A 25,799-nucleotide genomic window follows, 5' to 3' on the forward strand; every position below is an offset into this window, starting at 1 on the left:
CAACACGTTCATGGTAATTTATACTATCAATATAGAACTTCTCCTAATTTCACATAAAGAAGTTCGATGTCTTACTATATATTCCCCAATATCTTCATAAAACTTTATTTCTATTTCAACAAAGAGAGGAATTTTCAATATGACTTATAAAATGATTGTTTTAGATTTAGATGATACTTTATTACGTGATGACCATACTATTTCACCTCGTACGAAAGAGGCACTAATGACTGCACAAGAACAAGGTGTAAAAGTTGTACTTGCTTCTGGGCGCCCAACGTTTGGTATGCGCAATGTAGCGAAAGAACTTCGTTTAGAAGAATACGGCAGTTTCATTCTATCTTTTAATGGCGCAAAAATTATTAACTGTAAAACAAACGAAGAAATCTTTAGTAGTACGCTATCTCCTGAAATCGTTCACAACCTATTTGAAATTAGTAAAACTGAAGATGTATGGATTCATACTTATATGGGCGATGATATCGTAACAGAAGAAAATAATCCTTATACTGAAATTGAGGGCGATATTACTGGTATGCCAATTGTTGTAGTAGATGACTTTAAAGCTGCTGTTAAAGAGCCTGTAGTAAAAGTATTAATGAACAAAGAAGCTGAACGCCTTGTTGAAGTAGAAAAGAAATTACAAAAACAACTAGAAGGACAATTAAGCGTTATGCGTTCTAAACCATTCTTCTTAGAATTTACTGAAGCCGGTGTTACAAAAGGAACGAGCTTAAACCAATTAATCCAAAAACTTGGCATTAAGCGCGAAGAAGTTATCGCAATGGGCGATAGCTATAACGACCAAGCGATGATCGAATTTGCTGGTCTTGGTGTTGCAATGGGCAATGCACCTGATGATATTAAAGAAATTGCAAACTACGTAACAGATACAAATATGAACGATGGCGTTGCAAAAGTTGTAGAGAAGTTCGTACTAAAACGAGAAGCGCTTGTTTAATATTTTCACTCATAAAACCTATTTGAAGTCAAATACTTCAAATAGGTTTTTATTTAAATTCTCATGCTTTTGTGACTATATTTTGAACTTTGCACTATTCTCGTAGTGTAAACTTTCTTTTTGTATATAATGAAACAAAATAGACTATTTTATTTTGAAAAAGAATACAAATTTACTATATACAAGCATACGTTAAAGGAGGTTGCTTTATGTTATCTACACCAATCGGACGATTAAGAGCAATTGGACTAGTTGAGGGTATTTCTTTCCTATTACTATTATTTGTAGCAATGCCATTGAAATATTTCGCAGGATTTGCAACAGCTGTTAAAATTACAGGCATGGCTCACGGTGTTTTATTTATTTTATTTATCTTCGCAGTAATTCAAGTAACCATCGTACACCGTAAATCAATTTTATGGGCACTTGGGGCATTCGTTTCATCAGTTATCCCATTTGGCACGTTTGTACTAGATGCAAAATTAAAGAACGAGCAACAATAATGAAAAGGTAGTTAACGACTGTTAACTACCTTTTTTATTTACAAATTTGGAATTTCCCAATCAATTTCCCTCTCGCCCATATTAGCTAAAATCGTATTTACTTTAGAGTATGGCTTACTTCCGAAGAAACCACGTCTTGCTGATAGTGGGCTTGGATGTACAGATTCGATAATGTGGTGCTTCGTATTTGTAATTAATTTTTTCTTCGCCTGTGCATGGCGTCCCCACAATATGAAAATAACTGGCTTTTCACGTTCATTTAATAGCTCAATTACGCGATCTGTGAAATGCTCCCATCCTTTTCCCTTATGAGAATTTGCTTCACCTTGTCGAACTGTTAATACAGTATTTAATAATAAAACGCCTTGCTCTGCCCACTTTACTAAATAACCGTTATTTGGAATATCATACCCATATTCATCTCGAAGTTCTTTATACATATTTAACAACGACGGTGGCGTTTTAATACCGGGTTGCACAGAAAAGCTTAAACCATGCGCTTGATTCGGTCCATGATATGGATCTTGTCCTAAAATAACGACCTTTGTATTTTCATAACTTGTATACTCTAGAGCGTTAAAAATATCTTCTTTCTTTGGGTAAACAACATGTGTACTGTACTCTTCTTTCAAAAAATCAGCTAGCTTACGATAATATTCTTTCTCAAATTCTGGTGCCAATAATGGCCCCCAATCATTTTTTAAAACATTTTCCATGCTTTCACTTCCCGTCTAATTAATTCACCATATCCTGTTTTGTAAATACTACAAATGAAATGATAAGGGAAACAACTGCCCAAACCGTTAAATTCATTAAAGAAAACTCCATCGATAAACCTTGTAATGCAGGTAGTTTTCCTGATAGATAATCTGTTAATGATAAATTCACACTAAAAATATATTTCGCACCTTCCCAAGATGTTGCGAACGAGCTTAAAATACCGCCTGCAATTAATGCAGCTAGCATAACGCCCATACCAGCTGGTGTATTACGAATTAAAACAGAGACCATAAATGATATAGTTCCGACAACGATAGCAACAAACCAGGCTAGTCCATACGCCATTAAGATGTATTGCCACTGCGGAATAAGGTGCACAAAGTTCGTATTTAACGTCTCCTTATCAATGACGAATCCTGTTAAAACAGGTAAATTCCATCCCGAGTACCCAAATACAAGCCCTGATAATATGTAAGCAAATACACCTACAAGGAGCAGTATGAGTGAAATGAAAAATAACATCGTTACGTATTTACTAAGAAGTATTTTCCAGCGCCGGATAGGCCGCGTAAGTAACATCTTCATCGTTCCATCACTTCGTTCCCCTGAAACAATATCAATAGCGACAATCATTACGAGAAGCGGGATAAACAATGTAATTCCTTGCTCAATAAACGCCCTTACAAAAGTCGGTGCACCCGGTGCCATCGGATTAATATCATGATCTAAATAATATTGTTGTTGCTCCACTCTTACCTTTAACCAATCACGCCATTCTTCTGGTAATCTAGAGTTGTTTAAGCGGTTTTGAGAATCGACAATTTGTTGTTGCAATGAAACCTTCCAATCCGTTGTACCGAGCCTTTTTTGTGTCGTTTCTATTTCACGATACTGCGCATACACGAAAAGCGGGATCAAGATTGCTAAAATAAGCATAACAACAAAAATACGCTTCTTACGATAAATCTTCTCCGATTCGTTTAAAACTAGATTCGCAAATTCACGCATGCTGCTCACCCCTTGTGAGTTCAATAAATAAATCTTCTAGCGTAAATACAAGTTCCTTAACACTATGTACATCTATCCCGTTTTCTACAAAATGTTTATTCCAATTACTTATAGATGCGATATTCATGCGGCATAGTAATCGATCACCTTCTATACTCACTTCTCTTACTTCCTCAGCATCTTCTAGCATATCTTTTGCCTTCCCAATCGGCGTAACAATCCATTCTACGCGGTCACTTGCTGTTTTAATTAATTCTTCAACCTTGGCAACTGTTATCATCTTTCCTTTATGAATAATAGCAACGCGATCGCATATCATTTGCACTTCACTTAGCAAATGACTTGAAATAAACACGCTCATATTTTCTTCTTTTACAAGCTTATGTATAAATTCCCTAAGTTCTCTAATCCCTGCTGGATCTAAACCATTCGTTGGCTCATCTAATATGAGCAATTTTGGATTCCCAAGGAGCGCCTGCGCAATTCCAAGTCGTTGTTTCATACCAAGTGAGTACGTTTTTACCTTGTCATGAATTCTTTCATCTAAATGAACCATTTCAGCAATTTCAATAATACGTTCATCTGATATATCACCTAACATACGAGCAAATTGCTTTAAATTTTCCCATCCCGTTAAATATGTATACAACTCTGGGTTTTCAACGATACTCCCAATTTGACGCATCGCTTCTCTAAAATTTTCCTTAATCGAATAACGACCGATAGAAATCGTACCTTCTGTCGCCTTAATCAATCCGACTAACATTCGAATGGTAGTCGTCTTTCCAGCACCATTTGGTCCTAAGAACCCGAACACTTCTCCTTGCTTTACATCAAAGGAAATATTCTCTACAAGAGTCTTCTTTCCAATTACCTTCTTCAAGTCTCGTACGGAAAGTATCGTCGTCATTTTATCCCTCCTTGTTCTAGTTTTAATTTACTTGCTACATTTTGAACTAATCGGTCCGCCATATATGTATACCCTACTTCATTCGGATGAAAATGATCGGAGTATAATAAATCTTTCCCACGGTTTTGGAATAAATCAAATGTCGGCGTAATATACACATTTTTATTATTTACCGCTAATTTTTCTAAAGATGCATTCCAGTCTACAACAATGGTTGAAGCCCCCTTTAAATCTTCTACATCTTCAAAAGGATTATATAAACCTAGCCAAAAAATAGGGCTATCTGTATTTAATTTACGAATTTCTTCTATAATTTTCTTCGCTTCATTTTGGAATGTTTCTGTATCAGGACGGTATGTTTCTAAATCTATCTTTCCAAGCGAGTCCCAACCTGGAAATAAATCATTTCCTCCAATCGTTAAAACGATTACATCTGCTTGCTTAATTGAATATTGAGCGCCACTACTCTCAATTTGTTTTAATAAGTCAGGCATTTTCGCACCACTAACCGCTAAGTTAGTTAAAGCAACCTTTTGCTTATAATCTTTTTGTAAATCTTCTTTCATCCGTCCAACATAACCAATTCCTTCTTTATCACCAACACCTCGTGTTAATGAATCACCTAAACTAACGATTTGTAATGTTCCCGTTTTCTTTTTCTCTTTTGCCACTACATCGGTCTTTTTAACTAAATTTGAAGCTTTCGGATTTAATACATCATTTACACCTGAAACAAAGCCATATGCAAATAAACAGAAAGATGCAATTGTAATGAGTAGAATTACTTTTACTACTTTTGATCTCATATCAAAACCCCTTTTAGCCCTCATAGATTGTCCATAATTATACCAAACGCAATTTTGAAAAGCGATTTTCATACCTTATCTATTATGTTGTTTCCCTTTGTACGAATTCTGGCAATAACTCTACGTGCTTTACATCTATTTGCTCATCATTAATCTTTTCATATAATAATTCAAATGCCTTCACGCCAACATTTTTACTAGAATATGAAATCGTCGTAATACCTAAAATGTCTGCTACATCTTGATCATCACAACCGATAATCGTAACATCTTCTGGAATACGAATTCTTTGTTTTTTCGCCTCCGTTACCATTCCCGCTGCAATATGGTTACAAGATACAAGAAACGCAGTTGGCTTTACTGACATAGAGGCCCACTCCCTAATTACATTACGCCCATCTTCCACCGTAAAACAGCCTTCAAACTTCCAAGTTCCTATCGGTTTTTCAGCAATCTGTTGAAGTGAATCCGCATATGCTTGTTTTCTTCTCTGGCTATTAATGCTATTACTTCTTCCAATGCAATACCCAATACGTGTATGACCAGCATCTATTAAGTTTTTCATCCCTTGTGAAAACACTTTATAGTAATCAACATGTACACTTGAAATGCATTTTGAATCTATTTCTTCACACATAACAATAGGGCCGAATTTCGTATATTCTTCAAGCTTCTCCTTACTATTTGCCCGAGAACATATAATAACCCCATCAAGCTTTTTCATTTTTAACATATTCAAAATTTCTAATTCTCTTTCCTCGCTATAATTCGTCTGACAAAGCATCATATTATAATTATTCTTTGCTGTTTCCTTTGATATTCCTTCAATAATAGCGCTATAATATTGATCATTTACGTGTGGTAATAAAACGCCAATTACATTCGTTTTTCCTTTCACTAAATGAATTGCATTCACATTTTGCGTATAATTTAACTCTTCTATAATCGCTAAAATTTCTTTTCGTTTCTGTTCATTCACATAAGGATGATTATTTAGTACACGTGAAACAGTTGAAATAGATACTCCAGCGAGTTCAGCAATCTTTCTTATATTCGTCATCTCATTTTCCCCTTCCCTGCAAAAATTCTCCCTTGACCTGGTAAGCTTTCCACAATATATCCTTTCCTAGCAAATACATTTTGAAAGGATATACAACTATGTTTCGATTCAAATTAGAATATATATTTTTCATTGGCGGTCTACTCATTCTCGCCATCGGTATTAATATGATGACGACCATTACTTCCTTTGGACTTAGCCCTTATGATTCCTTCTTTATTGCACTATATCAAAATTTCGGGATAAGTATCGGTTTTTGGATTTTCATGATTAACTTTGCTTTTACCCTTATCGTACTCTTTTGGAATAAAAAACAAATTACGATCGGTACAATTGTAACAATGGTTCTTATTTCTCTTTTTGTTGATTGGATCGGTTCCATTACAACTATTATGGACACTATCCGTTCTCTTCCAAAATATATAACACTTATTTGCGGAAATCTATTCGTTGGAGCTGGAATTGGTCTTTACGTCTCTACAAATCTTTGCGCAGCACCTCAAGAAGCCTTCGTTTTAACAGTTGCTGAGAAAAAGAAATGGACATTTAGAAGAACGGAAATTTCGTTAGCATTCTTATTTTTAACATTAAGTTTCTTATTAGATGGGCCCATTTATTTCGGTACAATCATCTTATCCTTTACAACTGGTTGGATTATTCAAGCATTTATTCAAGTCGGTACGCACATTTTAAATAGAAAAAAACCTATTAAGCAAGCCGCTTAATAGGTTCTTTATTAGTGGAGATACTACTTTGCATCTCCTTCAATTCGATAATTTGCTTTCAAACAATCTATTTCTTCATACGATTGCAATGTATGTAGAATATAATCATAATCAGCAAGAGAAGCACGATGCGTTACAATTACAATTTCAGCTTTTCCTTTCTCTTCAAGTGGCATTTGAATAATTTTTTCAAAGCTAACCCCACGCTCAGAGAATAACGAAGTAATTTTTGCAAATACACCAATTTCATCTTTCACATGAAGTCTTAAAAATTTCTTCACAACAATTTCGTCTGGCTCTTTTAATACTTTTTGATATTGCGGGACTACAGCACTATTTCCTGTTACCCCTAATCTAATATTTTGCATTACAGCTACTAAATCGGAAACAACAGCTGTTGCTGTCGGTAAACTTCCTGCACCTGGTCCATAAAACATCGTTTCTCCAACTGCTTCACCATACACATATACAGCGTTATATTCATTTTGCACGGCCGCAAGAGGATGTGTATTTGGAAGTAAAGTCGGTTCAACTGTAACCTCTAATTTTTCACCATCTCGCTTCGCAAGACCGATTAGTTTAATCGTGTAACCTAAACTCTTACTGTATTCGATATCTTCCTCTGTAATAGAAGTAATCCCTTTTACCTTGACATCTCCAAGCTCTACATTTGTAGAGAAACCAAGGGTAGCCAAAATTGTCATTTTTCTTGCTGCATCTAAACCTTCTACATCTGATGTTGGATCCGCTTCTGCAAATCCAAGTTGCTGGGCTTCTTTTAACACGTCGTTATATGCTCTCCCTTCATCTGACATTTTCGTCAAAATAAAATTTGTCGTTCCATTTACAATTCCCATTACTTTCGTAATAAGATCTGAAGAAAGTCCCTCTACAATACTTCGTAAAATCGGAATCCCTCCGGCTACACTTGCTTCATAAAACAAATCTGCTTTATTATCTTTTGCTACCGCTAATAGTTCCGCTCCATGTAACGCCATTAAATCTTTATTAGCAGTCACAACATGCTTCCCGCTTTGTAAAGCTTGCAAAATATATGCTTTTGCATCATCAATGCCACCCATTACTTCGATGACAACGTCGATGTTTGGATTGTCTAAAATTTCATTTGCATTTTGCGTTAATAGAGTAGAAGGTACCTCTACTTCTCTCTCTTTTTCAATATTTTGTACTAGCACTTTCGTTACTTTTACAGGACAACCTACTTGGTGTATAAGTCGCTCTTGGTGATCTGTAATGATACGAACTACACCGCTACCAACTGTCCCAAGACCTAATAAGCCAACTTGAATTTCTTTCATAATACTGTCCACCCCTCAAAAATTGTGTTTAGATGAAATTATATGAGCAAAAAATCTGAAAAACAATGTTTTTAGAACATTCGGAAAAATAAAAGTTAATCTTTACAAAGAAAACGTTGCCACGTGCGACACAATCTTTTTTTATAATACATAAGGGGTTTCTTGATACACGTAATAATTTAGCCAATTAGAGAATAATAGATTTCCATGGCTTCTCCACCTTACAAGCGGCTTCTCATTTGGATTATCATGCTTAAAATAGTTTTTCGGCACATCAATATTTAACCCTTTGTCACGATCTCGTTCGTATTCTTGCTTTAACGTATCACAACTATATTCACTATGACCGAGCGCAAACACTTGTCTTCCTTCTTGCCCAATAACAAGATGAACGCCCGCTTCCTCAGAGTTGGCTAATAACGTTAACTCCTTCACTTCTCTAATGTCACTCTCTCGTACTTCCGTATGACGAGAATGCGGGGCAAAAAATAACTCATCAAACCCTTGTAACAATTTCACATGTTGCTCACGAACTTCATGTTCAAATACACCAAACATTTTTTCCTTAAGAGGATACTTTTGAACGCCATAATGATGATACAAGCCAGCCTGTGCCCCCCAGCAAATATGAAGCGTAGATGTTACATTCGTTTTTGAATACTCCATAATACGTTTAAGCTCTTCCCAATAATCTACCTCTTCAAAAGAAAGGGTTTCAACTGGTGCTCCTGTAATAATGAGTCCATCAAATTTCTCATTCTCAATATCACGGAATGTTTTATAGAAACTCGTTAAATGTTCCTGTGCAACATTACGAGACAAATGCGATTCCATATGAAGTAAATGAACATCTAATTGCAACGGTGTATTTCCAATTAAACGAAGTAATTGCGCTTCTGTTTCTTGCTTTGTAGGCATTAAATTTAATATAGCAATTTTCAATGCCCGGATATCTTGTGTTTCTGCTCGCTCTTTTGTCATTACAAAAATATTTTCCTCCTGCAACACTTTGCGAGCTGGCAAATCTTTATCAATTATGATCGGCATGTTGTTTGCCTCCGACTAGCGCTGCTTCTAAATCTGCAATAATATCCGAAACATCTTCTATACCAACTGATAAACGAATTAAATCTGATGTGACGCCAGCTAAGCGCTGATCTTCGGCACTTAATTGTCTATGCGTTGTACTAGCAGGATGTATAACGCAAGTTCGCGCATCAGCCACATGTGTTACGAGAGTTGCTAGTTTTACATTTGAAATAAATTCTTTTGCTGCTTCTAATCCTCCCTTAATGCCGAATGTTAAAACACCACTAGCACCTTTTTTCAAATACTTTTGTGCTAACGAGTAATTTTCATTACTATTTAATCCCGGATAGTTCACCCATTCAATACGTTCATGATCAGCGAGCCACTTAGCAACTGCAAGAGCATTTTCACTATGACGCTCCATTCGTAAATGCAATGTTTCTAAGCCGATATTGCTAATATACGCATTAAATGGGCTCATACAGTTTCCGTAGTCTCTTAATAATTGAACACGTGCCTTCACAATATAAGCTGCTGCACCAAAATTTTGAACGTAACTTACGCCGTGATAACTTGGATCCGGTTCAACTAGTTCAGGATATTTCCCGTTTGTCCAATCGAAGTTCCCTCCGTCAATTACAATGCCACCTAACGAACTTGCATGACCATCAATATATTTCGTCGTAGAATGAACGATAATATTTGCTCCATGTTCAAATGCTTGGCATAAATAAGGAGTTGCTAATGTATTATCCACGATAAAAGGTACTTCCAACTCTTTCGCTGCATCTGAAAATTCTTTGAAATTTAAAACGTTCATCGCCGGATTTCCTAGCGATTCTGCATAAACGAGTTTCGTCTTATCATTAGCAAGGGCCACAATTTCATCAGCTGTTAAATTTGGATTAAAGAACGTAACATCAATGCCAAGCTTACGCAAACTCACCCCAAATAAATTAAACGTCCCGCCATAAACTGTGGAAGAACAAAGCAAGTGGTCTCCGCTACTACAAATATTTAAAACAGCAAGCATAATAGCAGCTTGCCCAGAAGCCGTTGCAACAGCACCTACACCACCCTCTAAATCCGCTAACTTTTGCTCAAATGCAGCTAAAGTAGGATTTCCAATACGCGTGTAGATATATCCTTCTGCCTCTAAATTAAATAGCGCTGCTAAATCATCCGAAGTATCGTATTTATACGTTGTACTTTGATAAAGCGGTAAAACACGCGGTTCTCCATTCTTTGGCGTATAGCCACCTTGCACACAAATCGTTCCTTTCCCCCATGATTCTCCCATTTCTCATTCTCCTTTCTTTTATACAAAATAAAAAACTGCCCCTTTCCTGAAAACAAGAAAGGAGCAGTTTGAAAACACGCTCTAAAGGCTCTTTCTTATCTCTCAGGATTATTACCTGCAGGATTTGGCACAATTCCGTTATACGGCTGTTGCCAAGGTTTCATCGGGCCTGTCCCTCCACCTTTTCTTGATAAGACTATGCAATTACCGTTGATTTTATAGCAATAATTTCCTAATGTCAATTAGTTTTTCTGAATGTTCTAAAATAAATGTTAACAGTTTCATATAAAGCAACAAAAGAAATATATTCTAGTCTATTTCAAAAAAGACCTTTAAAAACCTCAAATCAGTCTATAAAATTAAATAAGTAATTTAACCTATAATTCAAATTCCCCAAAAGTTAGTCTATATGTTGAATAGGCCATCTTCTCAAAAAGATACTATATATATTCAATCCATTTTCCACTAGTATATTTCACTTTTTCCCTACCAAGATTTACATAACGGAGGTATAACATGACAAATAAAAAAGATATGCAGTACATACTTGCTCTATATGGCATTCTTCTAGGATCTATAGTAGGAGCTACAGTCTGGTTATTTTTAGTCACAATAAATATTGGAATCCACTTTATTTGGGGATACTTGCCTGAAGTTCTCTCTTTTCCCTCTTATTACACCCTTTGCGTAACAATAATTGGTGGGATCCTTGTTGGTCTATCACAAAAACATTTCGGTACATACCCACGCCTTATGCCTGAAGTGATGGCTGAATATAAAAAAACTGGTCGAATCGAATATCGCTTTGTCCATCGAGCTACTTTAACAGCGATTATTGTTTTAATTTTTGGAGCTAGTCTTGGTCCAGAAGCCGCACTAGTTGGAATTATAGGTGGACTGTGCACATGGGTAGGGGATCGCTTTAAATTTGCCTTAAAGGGTATGAATGAGCTAACCGAGATCGGAGTTGGCGCTACTTTAAGTGTCATTTTTAACGCACCATTATTCGGTTATTTAGCACCGAATGAAAATGAGGGTGAACAAATTGCTGCTTTTTCTAAAGGAAAAAAAGCAATTGTATACTTAGCTACTACTTTCGCAGGTTTTTCTGTTTATTTACTACTGAGTAAACTCGATAATCGTGGATCCTTTATTGTTGATTTCGGGGAAGGTGCACTTTCTTTCAATGAATGGATCGCATTTCTTCCACTTGCTAGTATCGGTGCTATAGTTGGTTTCTTTTATTTCAAGTTAGAATTCAAATTAGAGAAATTCATTCACCCTTTTAGGGAATACAAACTGACACTCGGAATTATCGGTGGTATTTTATTAGGAATTGCGGGAACTTTTCTTCCTTACACATTATTTTCAGGGGAACATCAATTAAAAGAATTAGTTGTTGAATGGAGCCATTTATCTTTTTGGATACTACTTCTTTCAGGGATTTTAAAGTTGTGCGTTACTGCCGTTTGCTTAAACACAGGGTGGCGAGGTGGACATATCTTCCCAATTATATTTTCTGGGTCAAGTATCGGATATGCTGTAGCATCTATTCTTCCTATAGACCCAGTAGCATCTGTTGCCATCGTAACGACAGCAATTTCAAGCTATGCATTAAGAAAACCAATTGCTATAACATTACTATTACTCATGTTTTTCCCGCTCAATTTACTCTTACCGATGCTTGGAGCGGCAGCGATTGGCAATGCATTTCCACTTCCTAAAAACAACACAGCTACAAACGAATAAAAATAGGCAGTAGGGACAAAAGTTCCACTGCCTATTTTTATTACACATGTTGCTTCAATAGTGCGTGTAATTCCTCAAAATTTTGCACTTCATACGTTGGCACAATCTCGCTATGATTGGATTTTTTTTCTGGATTAAACCAACAAGTATCAATTCCCGCTACATATCCACCTTTCATATCAGCGCTTAACGAATCCCCAATAATGAGCCCTTCTTCAGGAGCAAAATTAGGAATCCTTTCAAAAACATAATCAAAATACTCTTTCATCGGCTTTTGATAACCTGTATCTTCAGAAACGAAAATATCTTGAAACAAGGCATGTAACCCTGCATTACGCAAACGTTTATCTTGCGTCTTAGAAATACCGTTTGTCACTATATATAAATCGTACTCACTTTGAATTTGATTTATAAATTGTAAAGCACCTTCCATGAGCTGATTTCCTTCTTCTAAGTAACTGCGATAATTATTTTCGAATAATATCCCATCTACTTCTTCCCCGTATTCTTTAAACAAAATTGAAAATCGTGTATTTACAACTTCATCACGATTTATTTCACCTTCTTCAAAAGCAGTCCAAAGACTTTTATTAATTTTTTTATATTGCGCTTCAATCTCGCTAGTTAGAGACATCCCTTTCTCTTCAAAAAGCATACGTAATGCCGATTTTTCTGCCTTTTGAAAATCCAACAATGTATCATCTACATCGAATAATAATGTTTTATATTTTTTCATAAGCCCTTCACACTCTCTTTTCTACAAAAACAAATTTACGTAAATCGTATCATTCTTTCTTGTAAAAATAATAGGAGATATCTCATACTAAACATGAGGTGAAAACATGAAAGTCAGCAGAAATAGCGAAGAAATCTCTCATTACATACAAACTTACAATTTCCATACTCTTTTTTCTTTTGATATCTTACCGTATGCTGAACTACATTCCTTTCAGAAGAGAGAAAAGATATGTAATGAAGGGGTCGATGTTCCTTATCTTTATTACTTAATTTCTGGGAAAGCAAAAATATATATGAGTCACAAAAACGGAAAGGTCTCCTTGATTAACTTTATTCAGGCACCTTCGTTCATTGGGGAATTAGGATTAATTGGCGTAGAATCTGTTACGAAAACGGTGGAAGTAATTGAAGATTGTATATGCTTAGCGCTTCCTCTTAAAGATTGTCAGCATCTTTTGTTACAAGATGCTACCTTTCTACAGAAACTATGCAAATTTATCGGTGAGAAAACCATTACCCGAACAGAAAGTTATGCTAAAAATAATAGTTATCCGTTCGAAAATCGATTAGCGGCGTTTATTCTATTAACAGAACAAAATAACAGTTATATAGAAAAACATACTGAGGTTTCGGAATACTTAAATGTTAGCTACCGTCACCTTTTATATGTATTAAACCAATTTTGCCAACAAAATTACTTAAAGAAAGATGGAAGAACCTATTACATACAAGATCGAATTCAGTTAGAAAAACTAGCTGACGAACTTAAAATATAAAAAAGTAGCATTAACGTTTATCTGTTAATGCTACTCTTTTGAGTGACGATTCTATTTTCAATTAAAATTTACTTGCTACTTTAGCTGCTTCTTCAAGACCAGCTGTAATGATTTCTTCTGCTTTATCTGGGAATTGGTTATGTCCTTCAATAACTACTGTTTCCATGTTTGTTGCGCCGAAGAAGCCCATCATGCTTGCTACATATTTAACAGCCATTTCTACTTCTGCTGCTGGACCTTCAGAATATACACCGCCGCGCGCGTTTAATAATGCAATCTTCTTATCTCCAATTAGACCAACTGGACCTTCTGGCGTATATTTAAACGTTTTACCAGCACGATTTAAATAATCAATATATGTGTGTAGTACCGCTGGAATCGTTAAGTTCCATAATGGGAAACCGAAAACGACTTTATCAGCTTCTAGGAATTGATTTAAATACTTATCAGCAACTGCTACTGCTTTTGCTTCTTCCTCTGTTAAATCAAATCCTTTACCTGCTTTGAATGTACCATTAATCATGTCTACGCCTACGTATGGTAATTCTTCTTTATATAAATCAAGTTCTACTACTGTATCGTTTGGATGCGCTTCTTTGTAACTTGCTAAAAACGCTTCATATAATTTTACACTAACTGCTTGTTCCGCTGGACGGTTGTTTGCTTTTACGAATAAAACTTTTGTCATTATGTTTTCCTCCTAGTACTAACTCTTCTGTTGTTATATGCTTTCAAAAAGGTATCCCTTGTAATTGTTGTTTTGTTGCTTACAAACATATTTTATCTTTATATCAAGACAATTTCGTCCTCACATAGACGTATTTTTCCATAAAAAAAGTCCACCTTCTAAAGGCGAACTAGGTCTTACGACTTTCGTCTTATACAATTCCATTTTTTACTGCATATAATGCTGCTTGCGTACGATCAGATAAATTCAACTTACTCAAAATACTACTTACATGAGCTTTTACCGTTTTTTCCGTAATAACTAAAACAGAAGCGATTTCTTTATTACTCATCCCTTTCGCTAATAGCTGCAATACTTCATTTTCTCTCGCTGTTAACACATCCACTTGAATAGAAGGCTCTTCTTCCTTTTCTTCTACAGGTAATGTTTGAGAGAGAAGAGCATTTGCTATATCAGGATGTAATTGAATATTACCTTTATATGCACTTCGAATAGCCTCAACAAGCTGATCCGGTTCTACATCTTTTAAAATATACCCGCTTGCTCCAGCCCTTAATGCTGGTAACACATGCGCCTGATCAGAAAAGCTAGTTAATACAATTACTTTCACATCCGGATATTCTTTTTTAATACACGCTGTCGCCTCAACACCATCCATTTCGGGCATATATAAATCCATTAGTACAACATCAGGATTCGTCTCCCCTACTTTCATTAGTGCCTCTTTCCCATTACTTGCTTCTCCAACTAACTCTATATCTTCCTGTGTACTTAAGAAAAATGCTAATCCTTTTAAAACGACTGTATGATCATCAACTAACAATACTTTTATTTTCACAAACTTCCCTCATTTTCACATCATAATGGTACGTTTACTTTTACACTTGTCCTTTTCTTATCACTTACAATTTTAATTGTTCCACCGACTAATTCTACTCTTTCTCGCATCGTAGTCATGCCAAGTGATTTCTTCTCTTTTATATTCTTTTCTACGAAGCCGGTTCCTTGATCGACTATTTCTAATGATACATTCTTCTCCGTCACTTTGAAATAAATCGTCGCTTCTCTAACATTTGCATGCTTACTTACATTATTTAAAGCTTCTTGTCCAATTCTCCATAGCGCTTCCTCTACTACGCGTGGCAAATCACGGACACCTGTAACTTGTTCTCGAATTTTCAATCCCAAACTTTCACCATATTGCTTTAAAGCTGGTAATAATCCTTTCTCCAAACCCGCTGGACGTAATTGCCAAATTAACGTCCTCATTTCTTTTAAAGCTCCTTGCGCTAGTTCACGCATGTCATGCAAAGATCGATCCACTTTTTCGTTTTGACCTTTTAAAACCGCCTCAGCGCCTTTTGTCATAAAGGTTAACGAAAATAACTTTTGTGAAACAGAGTCATGTAAGTCCCTTGCTAATCGATTTCTTTCTTCCATTCGTACGAGTTCACGTCGTTGCTCATTTAACCTTAAATTTTCTATCACGAAAGAAATATGATTTGTTATTGCTTGAAGTACATCTAACGTATTTACATCAAATTCACCATTATTTGAACTAACACATAAAACACCAAATATGTGAGTTTGAATCTGTATTGGGGTGGCGATAACCGTCCTATTAGAGGCAATCTTATGACTGATTTGATCGTTTAATAAAATAGGTTCACCTTTTTCTAACGCTTCTTTCGCCGCTTCTTTTATATCCTCCTGCCATTCTTCCTGGCAATAAGATGCCCGCAAGGATAATTCTTTCTCTTCCCTAATAAAGAATGCGACTTGATTCCACTGAAACACTTCACCTAATTGATCTACAACTTTTTCAGGCAATATATTAAATTGATGAATCGTTCTTAAAACTTGAATGAACCGTTCTAATTTCACATAATAATGCGCTCTTCGCTTTTCATTTTCATATAACTTTGCTCGTTTTAAAGCTGTTCCAATTTGGAAGGCAACTGATTGAAGCAATACTAATTCTTCTTCTGAAAAATGTGTTTTACCTGGGCTTGCCACATTTAACAAACCAAATTTCTCTCCCCCAGCCTTTAAAGGAACAGTAGCATGATGAAGAACTCCTTCTGTATCTCCCCAATTATATTCAATTGCATTATTAATTCTTTTACATTCAATAATATTAACAGCTCGCTCTAGTTTTCCTTCCACAAAGCCACGTAAACACCAACATTCCCCTTCACACATCGGACGTTTGTTTTCATATGTAAGTGCCTCTGGTAATTGATAATCAATTAATTTTGTATACCTACCATTTTCATCCGCAAGAAATATCCATCCTGTCGTTAAACCTGTTACACTAAGTAATTTTTCTAGCACTGCTTGCAATACATGGTATGTATCATTTGATGTATTTAGCGTTTCTGCAATTTCTTTTAATATAACTAATTCATTTGTACGATTCTCTTGAAACATAATTCGTCTCCTACATACAAGATTTTACATAGCCTCTAACATAAATCATCTACTTTTCACTTTGTACTTATTCGTAACATTGATATAATGGTGAAAACATAGTTTTCACCATTATATCACCTGAGGGGGCTTTCATAATGACATTAAATAAAGCACTTACTATCGCTGGTTCTGACACAAGTGGCGGTGCTGGTATACAAGCAGATTTAAAAACATTCCAAGAACTTGGTGTATACGGAATGACATCTCTTACGACAATCGTAACGATGGATCCACATAACGGTTGGGCACATAACGTATTCCCAATCCCAGCTTCTACATTAAAACCACAATTAGAAACGACAATTGAAGGTGTTGGAGTAGATGCTTTAAAAACAGGTATGCTCGGATCAGTAGAAATTATTGAAATGGTTGCAGAAACAATCGAAAAACATAATTTCAAAAATGTAGTAGTGGACCCTGTTATGGTATGTAAAGGTGCTGATGAAGCATTACATCCTGAAACGAATGATTGCTTACGTGACGTTCTAGTTCCAAAAGCATTAGTTGTAACACCAAACTTATTTGAAGCTTACCAATTAAGTGGCGTAAAGATTAATTCTCTTGAAGACATGAAAGAAGCAGCGAAAAAAATCCACGCTTTAGGTGCGAAATACGTCCTAATTAAAGGCGGTAGCAAGCTTGGTACCGAAACTGCTATCGACGTCCTATATGACGGAGAAACATTCGATCTTCTAGAATCAGAAAAGATTGATACGACAAATACACATGGCGCAGGTTGTACATATTCTGCGGCAATTACAGCAGAACTTGCAAAAGGAAAACCTGTGAAAGAAGCAGTAAAAACTGCTAAAGAATTTATTACAGCTGCTATCCGTTATTCATTCAAGATTAACGAATACGTAGGTCCAACACATCACGGTGCATATCGTAAATTCGTTGTATCAAAAGAACTTGTCTAACCTGTAAATGAAAACACCCACAGAGTGAATATATTTCCTCTCTGTGGGTGTTTTTTATAAGCTCTTCGGGTCATCTTACCTTTAAGAGGCAGAACTAACCTGATTTCTACCATTTCTTTTGGAATAATATAATGCATCATCAGCAGCTTGAATAAATTGCTCTGGAGATTCTTCATACACTGAAATGCCTACTGAAACTGTAATATTTATTTTTGTTCCATTTAACAACTGAAATGAATGGTTTTCAACAGCTGTACGAACTTGTTCTCCCGTACGCATTCCATAAGCTATTCCCTTTTTTGGTATTAAAAGCGCGAACTCCTCTCCACCTTTTCGAAAGGCCAAATTTGGGAACGGTGAAACTTCTCTTAAAATATAACCTATTTGTTTTAATACTTCATCTCCTGCAGGATGTCCATACGTATCATTTATATACTTAAAATGATCAATATCTATAAGTAGTAAACAAAGTGAATCATTTGTCATACGCTTATTACCAATATGACGATTCATCTCTAAATCAAATTGTCTTACGTTTCCTAAACCTGTCAATGCATCTATCGTTGCATATTGCTTCATCGTTTGAAATAACTCATTGGATTGCAATACATAATTTGCACTTATAAATGTGATATATGCTGCAACACTACTACAAACTAAATATAGTGCTACTATAGACATATCCTCAAATAAAATAGAAAGCGGCACTGCTAAAATAAATAAACTGTATACATTAAACCAAACCCACTTTGTAAATATAGAGGCTTTCATCCGCCAAATGAAAGTAATCCCAACACCTATCAATATAATCGTATAACAAGCCAATTCAGAGGCTAAAGAATACTCAGTTAAAAATAATCGGGTAATCAAAATAATCGTAACTGTTATACTACTAGCTATCGGACCTCCGATTATAATTGCCAAAATAACCGCTAAATAGCGTAGATCCAACATAATATTTTCAATATGTACACCAAAATACATCAACAGTACACTTAATATTCCAGTAAGAATACCTACTACACATTTCTGCCAAAAAGAGAACCCTTCTTCTAACGGTTTATCTCTTAAAAGCTGACCTCCAATAAAAATAAAGGAAAGAATAATGGTTGTGTTTACAAATAAGTCCCTTAACATAAAATAATCTCCCTACTTTTCTATCTATCCCTTTCCTTATTTTATTGTATACGAAATACCTATAATTCCCAAAGCTTTTTATTTATTTTTTGCTGTTCCACGTGAAACAGCAAAAAATAAAAAGGACGAAAATTCGTCCTTTTCACTAACAACAGCGCGAGATTTTTCCGCCCTTTGCATTAAATCTTGCTTCTTGCGCTTCTGCAAAAAATTGTTTTTGACATACAACTTCTTCTTCTGGATGATGCTTTTTCATATGCTCTACATATGTTTCATAGCTTGGTACCCCAACAAGTAAGCTAATAAAGTGTTTCCTTTGTCCCCATACTTGCCGTAGTCTTTTAAGCATAGTTCCTCGACTCACTTTCATCTTTAGGGATATATGGTGCCTCTTTTAGCGGCATCGGCTTATTTCTTAATACTTGAATCCAAATTCGAATTGCAGAAATTAATACAGCGATTACAACGATCATAAAAATTCCACAAAGTGCCGCATCAATATAATCATTGAAAATAATTTGCTTCATTTGGGCAACATTTTTAGCTGGCGCTAACACTTTCCCTTCATCTAACGCTCCTTGAAACACCTTTGCGTGGGATAGAAATCCTATTTTTGGGTTTTCATGAAATAGCTTTTGATACCCCGCTGTCATCGTTACAATAAGCAATCCGATAGTTGGAATAAGCGTCACCCAAACATATGCCTTTTTTCCCATTTTGAATAAAATTGTCGTTCCAAGTAATAATGCAATACCTGCTAACATTTGATTTGCAATACCGAAAAGTGGCCATAATGTATTAATTCCACCAAGCGGATCAACTACCCCTTGATATAAGAAATAACCCCATCCTAATACACATAACGTTGTAGCTATTACATTCGCTAATGTAGAATCCGTTTTCCCAAATGGCTTATATACATGCCCTAAAATATCTTGAATCATAAATCGGCCGACACGCGTTCCAGCATCAATTGTTGTTAAAATGAATAGTGCTTCAAAGAGAATCGCAAAATGATACCAAAATGCCATCATTGCCGTTCCACCTATTACTTGTGAGAAAATATATGCCATACCTATCGCTAACGTTGGCGCACCACCTGTACGTGATAAAATCGTTTGCTCTCCAACGTTTACGGCGAGATCTTTTAGTTCATTTGGTGTAATAGCAAATCCCCATGAGGAAATAACTTGAGCTGCCTGCGAGACATCTGTACCGATAAGTGCTGCAGGACTATTAATTGCAAAATACGTTCCCGGTGTTAATACACAAGCTGCAATCATCGCCATGGCTGCTACAAACGACTCCATTAACATTGCTCCATAACCGATTGGCTGTGCGTGTCCCTCTTGCTCAATCATCTTCGGCGTCGTACCTGATGAAACGAGAGCATGGAATCCAGACACTGCACCACAAGCAATAGTAATAAATAAGAACGGGAATAAGTTTCCGGAGAACACAGGACCAGTTCCATCAATAAATTTTGAAACTGCTGGCATTTGTAAATCTGGTGCTACAATTAAAATACCGATTGCTAATCCTACAATTGTTCCGACTTTTAAAAATGTACTTAAATAATCACGTGGTGCTAAAAGCATCCAAACTGGTAATGCCGATGCGATAAATCCATATACAATAAGCATTATAGCAATTGTTTCTCCGCTAAACGTGAACATGCTTGCAAGCGCTGGATTTTCCGCTACATACTGCCCTCCAATAAGAGACAGTATAAGTAGGATAATTCCGATTACTGACCCTTCACCAACCCGTCCGGGCCTAATGTAGCGCATATATACTCCCATTAAAATAGCAATAGGAATCGTTGCTGCTATCGTAAACATTCCCCAAGGGCTTCCGACAAGCGCCTTTACTACTACTAATGCTAATACTGCTAATAAAATAATCATAATGCCTAAAATACCAATCATTGCAATAAGTCCTGTAACAGGACCAATCTCATCTTTAATCATTTCACCGAGAGATTTACCATTACGTCTCATCGAAGCAAATAAAATGACAAAATCTTGCACAGCTCCAGCGACAACTACCCCTACAATAATCCATATTGTCCCTGGCAAATATCCCATTTGTGCCGCCAAAATCGGTCCTACTAAAGGACCAGCCCCAGCGATTGCTGCAAAATGATGCCCAAATAATACCCATTTATTTGTCGGAACATAATCTTTTCCATCATTTAATGTATGAGCTGGCGTTTGTCGATTATTATCTAAACCGAATACCTTTCTCGCTATAAATCTACTATAAAAGCGATAAGCAACTGCATACACACATACCGCAGCAACTAAGAGCCATACAGCATTAATAGTTTCACCTTGTGATAAAGCTATTACACCAAAAGCCCCGGCTCCTACTGCTGCAATAACTCCCCAAAGTAAAATCGACTTCAATGTTCTCACATACAATCCCCCCAATACTATTTCTTAGTGGGATTGTACTAAATTTTCTGAATATTTAACTTGAATCCTCCCTATCATGAAGGATTTTTAGTTTATCATGTTAAAAAATTCGCATTATCTGCTATAATTCAATTTTATTTCGAAGTCGTTTCACATAATTACGACTTACTGGAATCGGTTGCTCATCATATTTATCTAAATACAGATTATATGTGCCATTATAGTAAGGCTTTAACTCTTGTACATATGACATATTAATTAAATAACTTTTATGCACACGTAAAAAATCATATGCATTTAGCTTATTTTCTAGCTCCTGGAGTGTATATGTTGAAATATACTGATTATTTGTTGTATAAATTGAAACTGTTTTGTTTTCCTTATTTTTGCTTACATATACAATATCTTCAGGGAAAATATACCGAATCCCCTCTTGACCTTCTATCGGTAGTTTACGCAAATAGCTCTTTGCTTTCTCACCTTGCTCTTTAGCCATTCTATATAAAAGGAATTGCAAATCTTCCTCGCGAAATGGACGTAGTAAATAATAAACTGCTTGAAAACGAAATGCTGTAATGGACTCTTCTATATCTTCACCCATAAAAATAAATTTCGTATAACAATTTACTTCCCGTAATAAACTCGCATATTCAAAACCCGTTCCATCTAGTAATTTTGAATTTAAAAAAACAAAATCTGGTGTATGCTTCTTCATCATAAATAATGATTCTGTTCCTGTATTTGCTTCAAAACATTCTACATTCCTTATATTTTCAGTAAATTTTTCAACTAAACTTCTTCGCTCTTCTGCATCTTCCATGATCAGTAAAATTTTCATTTCTTCAACCACCTAATTCTTTTGTCCGTATGTCCTGTTGTATACATTCGCTTTTATAAGGAACATTCCCTTTTTCTTACTATACCATTATTTATCTAAAAAAACAGAAAAAAGGGAACCATCATGGTTCCCCTGCCCTTTTTTCCGTTATTTGTAGGCAGTAAAACCCACTGAATGAGAAAACATGGGCTCTTAGTTTTACTACTCTAAAACATAATTGGTACGGACCAATAATTGAGATCACTTACCGATTAAAGTTTTACCTTATACTAATTCTCGTTGTTTCGTTTCTTGCCCAAGTATAATTACAGCAAATACGCCTATTAAAATTGATCCACAGAAAATCGTAAATATTAGTGATAGTGAAGCCTGTAAAGCAACTAAATATCCTACTAATAGCGGTCCAAGAATACCACCAATACGACCGAATGCTGCCGCCATCCCTGCACCTGTACCACGAATAACTGTTGGGTATTGTTCAGGTGTATAAGCATATAATGCACCCCAAGCACCTAAATTAAAGAATGATAGTAACATGCCTGCTACGATTAATACCGTTAATGACTCTGCCACTCCAAATAAGTAAGCACTGCAAGCTGTACCAATTAAATACGTAACTAAAACAAACTTACGACCAAGACGTTCAATAAACCAAGCAGCTGTGAAATAACCTGGTAATTGAGCTAACGTCATAATAAGTACGTATTGGAAACTTTTTATTAAACTAAATCCTTTTAATACCATTACACTAGGTAACCAAAGGAACATGCCATAATAGGAGAAGACAACAGAAAACCATAAAATCCATAACATAATTGTTGCCTTACGATATTCCCCAGACCAAACTGACTTTATATTTTCAATAACGGATGGCCTTTTTTCAACCTTTTGGAATCTTGGAGAATCCGGTAAATTCCATCTTAAATATAAAGCATATAGTGCCGGAACCGCACTCAATATCATCGCAACTTCCCAACCATATTTCGGTATAACAAAATACGAGATAAGAGCTGCGATTAGCCATCCACCTGCCCAAAAACTTTCTAATAGCACAACTATTTTGCCACGTTCATGTGCTTCAACACTCTCCGATACTAATGTAGAAGCAACTGGAAGTTCTCCACCAAGCCCCATACCAATTAAAAATCGTAAAACAAGGAACATAGCAAGTGTCGTCGTTAAAGCCGTTAAACCACTACCGATAGAAAATAATAATAATGTAATAATAAAGACTGATTTCCGCCCTATTTTATCTGATAGGATTCCAAAAACGAGCGCCCCGACCGCCATACCAATTGAATTAATGCTGCCTATCCAGCCCATTTCTTGGGTACTTAATCCCCAATCTTTTTGCAGCGCTACCATTACAAATGAAAGCATTCCAACATCCATTGCATCAAATAACCATCCAAGCCCCGCTATACCAAGTAGCTTTCGCTTCGAAATTTCTTTCACCTTGCCCACAAGAAGTCCTCCTTACACAGCTGTCTTTACACATCATTTTACATGTGTGAATTGTATAAGTAAAATACTTTCGTGTAAAAAAATTCTCCTTCATCATTCCCAAAAAGTAAAATACTTATCCGACTATTTGAGGGCAGTAAAACCCCTCACCTCAAAATTCAGCTGAAGCAAAGAGAGATAGATAAGAAAACATGGCCATTAAACGCCCGATTAGTGAGTGTCCACAATCGGTAGTAGATGAATAAAAACGCAATTTATTAAAAATGGACAAATAAAAAAGTAGCGATAGAACGCTACTTTTTTGAACGCATGACTTCTTTTAAAAATTCCGCTAATACTAACTGACGACGCCAACGCGTTGGATTGCTACACAATCTATAAAACCACTCTAAATGGATCGCTTGAATCCATTTTGGTGCACGTTTTACCTCTCCAGCCCATACATCTAAACTTCCGCCTACTCCAACGGCCATTTTCGTTTCTAAACGATGCTTATTCGTTTGGATAAAGTTCTCTTGTCTCGGGAAACCAAGTGCAACAAGCAATAAGTCTGGTTTTGCCTTTTGAATACGAGAAACAATATTCTCTTCTTCTTCTTGTTTAAAATACCCATCTTGTATACCCACAATAGATACAGCTGAATACGTCTTCGTTAAATGATCTGCTGCAGCTTGTACAACATGCGGTTTTGCACCTAATAAGAAAACTGATACTGGTTTATTGTCTTCTGATAACGCCGCAAGTAAATTACACATTAAATCAAAACCTGCTACACGTTCCTTTACAGGTGTACCTAACATACCACTTGCTTTTACGACTCCAATACCATCAGGTGTAATTAAATCTGCATTTAATAATGTTTGATGGAATGCTTCATCCTTTTTTGCACACATAACAATTTCAGGATTTGCTGTTACTACCTGAAAAGTATGTGTTCGCTCCACTTCTAGTTGTTCTTTTAAATATTGGACCGTTTCATCCATTGTCATTGTAGAAAAAGGAACGCCTAGAATATCAACTGTTTGTACTGCCATAGTTAACTATCCTCTCTATCATTACAAGTTTTTCGCTATTAATTGCTTATATGTTTCCTTTGTATCTTCATATAGTTTTTGAAGTGAGAAGTTCATAATAGCATGCTCATAAATATGTTTCCCCATTGCTGCTAATTCTCCAGTTTTCCACTTATCATACGCTTCTTCTAAAGCTAATGCTAATGCCCTTCCATCATCTGTTGGCACAATCCATCCGTACGTTTCATCTACAATTAATGGTTCAATCTCTCCAGCCCTAGTCACAATTGATGGTACGCGTTGATTTGCCGCTTCTAATAAAACTAGTGGGAACCCTTCACTATGGGAGGTTAATAAATTCACATGTGACGACGCAAATAATTGTTTTACATCTTGACGATGCCCTAAAAACTCAACTTTATTATTAATCCCTTTTTCAGTAGCCAATGACTTTAGATTTTCTTCTAACGGGCCATCGCCAACTAACAATACTTTAATTTTCTCTAATTTTGTTCGTTGTAACGCATCAAATAGAACTTCATGTCCTTTCACAGGATGCAATCGTGCTACTTGGATTGCCGTAAATACATCTTCATCAATATTGAACATTTCTTTTTTATTATAGCCTTCTGCTTTTTCCTTATCGTATTCAATTCCATTATAAATAACATGCATCTTTTCATTAGAAATACCTAAAGCAGCTAAACTTTTCTTTAATCTATTTGTTACAACAAAAAATAAATCTATATTTTTTAAGGCTTTCAAATTCAATTTCGTAAAAATCCAACCTTTTAAGCCTTGTTTAGTAAAGTCTTCAAATGGATCACTATGAATAGTCGTTACCCATTTTGCCGTTATTCTCTTTTTCATTAAAGAAACATAGAAATTAGCCCTAGGACCATGCGTATGAACTATATCAAATTTTTCATTATTAATGAATTCGCTTATATTCTTTAAAATAGATAAATCATAGCGGGATTTTTGTGAAAACACATGGACTTTTATCCCTAACTCTCTTGCTTCTTTCGCAACAATTCCATCTTCAAATACCGCTAATTCTACTTCACCAGTTGGAAACTGATCGAGAAGTGAAATAATATGTGTTTTCCCTCCCCCATCTTCTGCTCCTGCATTCATATGCAATATCCTCATATTTTTTCCTCCTTTAAATCCTCGCCACATTTCCATCTATCTTTATTTTACTGTACTAAAAAATAAAAGCTAACAAAAGTTAGCTTTTATTTTA

General features: G+C 35.8%; 25 protein-coding genes and 1 riboswitch. Of the genes, 6 read left to right on the top strand and 19 right to left on the bottom strand.

Annotated elements, in window-relative coordinates:
* The first annotated feature begins 139 nt into the window (after window positions 1–139).
* Window positions 140–961, top strand: coding sequence for a Cof-type HAD-IIB family hydrolase (locus MR070_RS20355; protein ID WP_000221385.1), 822 nt, complete (start codon window positions 140–142; stop codon window positions 959–961).
* 209 nt (window positions 962–1,170) lie between these two features.
* Window positions 1,171–1,464, top strand: a complete 294-nt coding sequence (locus MR070_RS20360) for a DUF3817 domain-containing protein (protein ID WP_000953396.1) — start codon at window positions 1,171–1,173, stop codon at window positions 1,462–1,464.
* Between the two features lie 38 nt (window positions 1,465–1,502).
* Here MR070_RS20360 and MR070_RS20365 read toward each other — a convergent pair whose 3' ends face one another.
* The 5 genes from MR070_RS20365 to MR070_RS20385 are packed head-to-tail and all read right to left on the bottom strand — an operon-like array spanning window position 1,503 to window position 5,968.
* The gene (locus MR070_RS20365; RefSeq protein ID WP_000432535.1) at window positions 1,503–2,180 is read right to left on the bottom strand and encodes a uracil-DNA glycosylase; all 678 of its coding nucleotides are present in this window, start codon (window positions 2,178–2,180) and stop codon (window positions 1,503–1,505) included.
* Between the two features lie 19 nt (window positions 2,181–2,199).
* Window positions 2,200–3,192 (bottom strand): ABC transporter permease subunit, encoded by a 993-nt coding sequence (locus MR070_RS20370; protein ID WP_001206492.1) that lies wholly within the window; start codon window positions 3,190–3,192, stop codon window positions 2,200–2,202.
* Window positions 3,185–4,102 (bottom strand): ABC transporter ATP-binding protein, encoded by a 918-nt coding sequence (locus tag MR070_RS20375; protein ID WP_242261920.1) that lies wholly within the window; start codon window positions 4,100–4,102, stop codon window positions 3,185–3,187. Before MR070_RS20375 ends, MR070_RS20370 begins: the two co-directional genes overlap by 8 nt.
* Entirely contained in the window at window positions 4,099–4,980 is an 882-nt protein-coding gene (locus tag MR070_RS20380; RefSeq protein WP_242261921.1) for an SGNH/GDSL hydrolase family protein, read from the bottom strand. Before MR070_RS20380 ends, MR070_RS20375 begins: the two co-directional genes overlap by 4 nt.
* A 10-nt stretch (window positions 4,981–4,990) precedes the next feature.
* On the bottom strand, window positions 4,991–5,968 hold the full coding sequence (locus tag MR070_RS20385) for a LacI family DNA-binding transcriptional regulator (protein WP_242261922.1): 978 nt from the start codon (window positions 5,966–5,968) through the stop codon (window positions 4,991–4,993).
* 98 nt (window positions 5,969–6,066) lie between these two features.
* Here MR070_RS20385 and MR070_RS20390 point away from each other — a divergent pair, with 98 nt between their 5' ends.
* Complete coding sequence (locus MR070_RS20390) at window positions 6,067–6,693, top strand: YczE/YyaS/YitT family protein (RefSeq protein WP_242261923.1); 627 nt, start codon at window positions 6,067–6,069, stop codon at window positions 6,691–6,693.
* 23 nt (window positions 6,694–6,716) lie between these two features.
* Here MR070_RS20390 and MR070_RS20395 read toward each other — a convergent pair whose 3' ends face one another.
* The 3 genes from MR070_RS20395 to MR070_RS20405 all read right to left on the bottom strand — a co-directional run bounded on the left by MR070_RS20395 (window position 6,717) and on the right by MR070_RS20405 (window position 10,341).
* On the bottom strand, window positions 6,717–8,012 hold the full coding sequence (locus MR070_RS20395) for a homoserine dehydrogenase (RefSeq protein WP_044791889.1): 1,296 nt from the start codon (window positions 8,010–8,012) through the stop codon (window positions 6,717–6,719).
* A 141-nt stretch (window positions 8,013–8,153) separates the two neighbouring features.
* Window positions 8,154–9,059 carry a homoserine O-acetyltransferase MetA gene (gene metA / locus MR070_RS20400; RefSeq protein WP_001121522.1) on the bottom strand — a complete coding sequence of 302 codons (906 nt, stop codon included), beginning with the start codon at window positions 9,057–9,059 and terminating at the stop codon, window positions 8,154–8,156.
* Complete coding sequence (locus MR070_RS20405) at window positions 9,043–10,341, bottom strand: bifunctional O-acetylhomoserine aminocarboxypropyltransferase/cysteine synthase (RefSeq protein ID WP_242261924.1); 1,299 nt, start codon at window positions 10,339–10,341, stop codon at window positions 9,043–9,045. Before MR070_RS20405 ends, metA begins: the two co-directional genes overlap by 17 nt.
* Window positions 10,342–10,433: 92 nt before the next feature.
* Window positions 10,434–10,538, bottom strand: a riboswitch (SAM riboswitch).
* A 319-nt stretch (window positions 10,539–10,857) separates the two neighbouring features.
* On the opposite strand from MR070_RS20405, the gene MR070_RS20410 reads away from it, so the two are divergent.
* Window positions 10,858–12,090, top strand: a complete 1,233-nt coding sequence (locus MR070_RS20410) for a chloride channel protein (RefSeq protein ID WP_242261925.1) — start codon at window positions 10,858–10,860, stop codon at window positions 12,088–12,090.
* Between the two features lie 40 nt (window positions 12,091–12,130).
* Here the strand turns inward: MR070_RS20410 and MR070_RS20415 are convergent, their stop codons facing one another.
* Window positions 12,131–12,826 (bottom strand): YjjG family noncanonical pyrimidine nucleotidase, encoded by a 696-nt coding sequence (locus MR070_RS20415; protein WP_070807249.1) that lies wholly within the window; start codon window positions 12,824–12,826, stop codon window positions 12,131–12,133.
* Window positions 12,827–12,932: 106 nt separating this feature from the next.
* On the opposite strand from MR070_RS20415, the gene MR070_RS20420 reads away from it, so the two are divergent.
* Window positions 12,933–13,604, top strand: coding sequence for a transcriptional regulator YeiL (locus tag MR070_RS20420; RefSeq protein ID WP_074608032.1), 672 nt, complete (start codon window positions 12,933–12,935; stop codon window positions 13,602–13,604).
* Window positions 13,605–13,665: 61 nt separating this feature from the next.
* On the opposite strand, the gene MR070_RS20425 is transcribed toward MR070_RS20420, so the two are convergent.
* From MR070_RS20425 to MR070_RS20435, 3 genes are all read right to left on the bottom strand, one after another.
* Window positions 13,666–14,292, bottom strand: coding sequence for an FMN-dependent NADH-azoreductase (locus tag MR070_RS20425; protein ID WP_000170050.1), 627 nt, complete (start codon window positions 14,290–14,292; stop codon window positions 13,666–13,668).
* Between the two features lie 190 nt (window positions 14,293–14,482).
* The gene (locus MR070_RS20430; RefSeq protein WP_000695784.1) at window positions 14,483–15,130 is read right to left on the bottom strand and encodes a response regulator; all 648 of its coding nucleotides are present in this window, start codon (window positions 15,128–15,130) and stop codon (window positions 14,483–14,485) included.
* A 20-nt stretch (window positions 15,131–15,150) separates the two neighbouring features.
* The gene (locus MR070_RS20435; protein WP_242261926.1) at window positions 15,151–16,722 is read right to left on the bottom strand and encodes a GAF domain-containing sensor histidine kinase; all 1,572 of its coding nucleotides are present in this window, start codon (window positions 16,720–16,722) and stop codon (window positions 15,151–15,153) included.
* Between the two features lie 137 nt (window positions 16,723–16,859).
* On the opposite strand from MR070_RS20435, the gene pdxK reads away from it, so the two are divergent.
* Window positions 16,860–17,684: a pyridoxine/pyridoxal/pyridoxamine kinase gene (gene pdxK, locus MR070_RS20440; RefSeq protein WP_000174252.1), complete on the top strand. Its 825-nt coding sequence runs from the start codon at window positions 16,860–16,862 to the stop codon at window positions 17,682–17,684.
* Window positions 17,685–17,765: 81 nt separating this feature from the next.
* Here the strand turns inward: pdxK and MR070_RS20445 are convergent, their stop codons facing one another.
* From MR070_RS20445 to MR070_RS20475, 7 genes are all read right to left on the bottom strand, one after another.
* Window positions 17,766–18,821: a GGDEF domain-containing protein gene (locus MR070_RS20445; RefSeq protein ID WP_242261927.1), complete on the bottom strand. Its 1,056-nt coding sequence runs from the start codon at window positions 18,819–18,821 to the stop codon at window positions 17,766–17,768.
* 145 nt (window positions 18,822–18,966) lie between these two features.
* On the bottom strand, window positions 18,967–19,170 hold the full coding sequence (locus tag MR070_RS20450; protein WP_000919824.1) for a YbdD/YjiX family protein: 204 nt from the start codon (window positions 19,168–19,170) through the stop codon (window positions 18,967–18,969).
* On the bottom strand, window positions 19,163–21,238 hold the full coding sequence (cstA, locus tag MR070_RS20455) for a carbon starvation protein CstA (protein ID WP_044791881.1): 2,076 nt from the start codon (window positions 21,236–21,238) through the stop codon (window positions 19,163–19,165). The genes MR070_RS20450 and cstA overlap by 8 nt, the downstream gene beginning before the upstream one ends.
* 121 nt (window positions 21,239–21,359) lie before the next feature.
* Window positions 21,360–22,076, bottom strand: coding sequence for a LytR/AlgR family response regulator transcription factor (locus MR070_RS20460; RefSeq protein ID WP_000698252.1), 717 nt, complete (start codon window positions 22,074–22,076; stop codon window positions 21,360–21,362).
* Window positions 22,077–22,340: 264 nt separating this feature from the next.
* A complete protein-coding gene (locus tag MR070_RS20465) occupies window positions 22,341–23,540 on the bottom strand; it encodes an MFS transporter (protein WP_000521096.1) in 1,200 nt (399 codons plus the stop codon).
* Between the two features lie 293 nt (window positions 23,541–23,833).
* The gene (locus tag MR070_RS20470; RefSeq protein ID WP_000290759.1) at window positions 23,834–24,574 is read right to left on the bottom strand and encodes a WecB/TagA/CpsF family glycosyltransferase; all 741 of its coding nucleotides are present in this window, start codon (window positions 24,572–24,574) and stop codon (window positions 23,834–23,836) included.
* Window positions 24,575–24,595: 21 nt separating this feature from the next.
* Complete coding sequence (locus MR070_RS20475; protein WP_001221233.1) at window positions 24,596–25,705, bottom strand: glycosyltransferase family 4 protein; 1,110 nt, start codon at window positions 25,703–25,705, stop codon at window positions 24,596–24,598.
* Between the last annotated feature and the right edge of the window lie 94 nt (window positions 25,706–25,799).

It is taken from the genome of Bacillus cereus group sp. BfR-BA-01453 (assembly GCF_022662915.1).
Lineage (GTDB): Bacteria > Bacillota > Bacilli > Bacillales > Bacillaceae_G > Bacillus_A > Bacillus_A paranthracis.

Bases quoted from the DNA above. Each gene is read 5' to 3' on its own strand.
- MR070_RS20370 (WP_001206492.1), bottom strand. From the start codon at position 3,192: ATGCGTGAATTTGCGAATCTAGTTTTAAACGAATCGGAGAAGATTTAT.
- MR070_RS20385 (WP_242261922.1), bottom strand. From the start codon at position 5,968: ATGACGAATATAAGAAAGATTGCTGAACTCGCTGGAGTATCTATTTCA.
- MR070_RS20420 (WP_074608032.1), top strand. From the start codon at position 12,933: ATGAAAGTCAGCAGAAATAGCGAAGAAATCTCTCATTACATACAAACT.
- MR070_RS20435 (WP_242261926.1), bottom strand. From the start codon at position 16,722: ATGTTTCAAGAGAATCGTACAAATGAATTAGTTATATTAAAAGAAATT.
- MR070_RS20470 (WP_000290759.1), bottom strand. From the start codon at position 24,574: ATGGCAGTACAAACAGTTGATATTCTAGGCGTTCCTTTTTCTACAATG.
- MR070_RS20415 (WP_070807249.1), bottom strand. From the start codon at position 12,826: ATGAAAAAATATAAAACATTATTATTCGATGTAGATGATACATTGTTG.
- metA (WP_001121522.1), bottom strand. From the start codon at position 9,059: ATGCCGATCATAATTGATAAAGATTTGCCAGCTCGCAAAGTGTTGCAG.
- MR070_RS20365 (WP_000432535.1), bottom strand. From the start codon at position 2,180: ATGGAAAATGTTTTAAAAAATGATTGGGGGCCATTATTGGCACCAGAA.
- MR070_RS20380 (WP_242261921.1), bottom strand. From the start codon at position 4,980: ATGAAAATCGCTTTTCAAAATTGCGTTTGGTATAATTATGGACAATCT.
- MR070_RS20450 (WP_000919824.1), bottom strand. From the start codon at position 19,170: ATGCTTAAAAGACTACGGCAAGTATGGGGACAAAGGAAACACTTTATT.
- MR070_RS20355 (WP_000221385.1), top strand. From the start codon at position 140: ATGACTTATAAAATGATTGTTTTAGATTTAGATGATACTTTATTACGT.
- MR070_RS20395 (WP_044791889.1), bottom strand. From the start codon at position 8,012: ATGAAAGAAATTCAAGTTGGCTTATTAGGTCTTGGGACAGTTGGTAGC.
- MR070_RS20410 (WP_242261925.1), top strand. From the start codon at position 10,858: ATGACAAATAAAAAAGATATGCAGTACATACTTGCTCTATATGGCATT.
- MR070_RS20425 (WP_000170050.1), bottom strand. From the start codon at position 14,292: ATGACAAAAGTTTTATTCGTAAAAGCAAACAACCGTCCAGCGGAACAA.
- MR070_RS20445 (WP_242261927.1), bottom strand. From the start codon at position 18,821: ATGTTAAGGGACTTATTTGTAAACACAACCATTATTCTTTCCTTTATT.
- MR070_RS20460 (WP_000698252.1), bottom strand. From the start codon at position 22,076: ATGAAAATTTTACTGATCATGGAAGATGCAGAAGAGCGAAGAAGTTTA.
- MR070_RS20475 (WP_001221233.1), bottom strand. From the start codon at position 25,705: ATGAGGATATTGCATATGAATGCAGGAGCAGAAGATGGGGGAGGGAAA.
- MR070_RS20390 (WP_242261923.1), top strand. From the start codon at position 6,067: ATGTTTCGATTCAAATTAGAATATATATTTTTCATTGGCGGTCTACTC.
- MR070_RS20405 (WP_242261924.1), bottom strand. From the start codon at position 10,341: ATGGGAGAATCATGGGGGAAAGGAACGATTTGTGTGCAAGGTGGCTAT.
- pdxK (WP_000174252.1), top strand. From the start codon at position 16,860: ATGACATTAAATAAAGCACTTACTATCGCTGGTTCTGACACAAGTGGC.
- MR070_RS20360 (WP_000953396.1), top strand. From the start codon at position 1,171: ATGTTATCTACACCAATCGGACGATTAAGAGCAATTGGACTAGTTGAG.
- MR070_RS20375 (WP_242261920.1), bottom strand. From the start codon at position 4,102: ATGACGACGATACTTTCCGTACGAGACTTGAAGAAGGTAATTGGAAAG.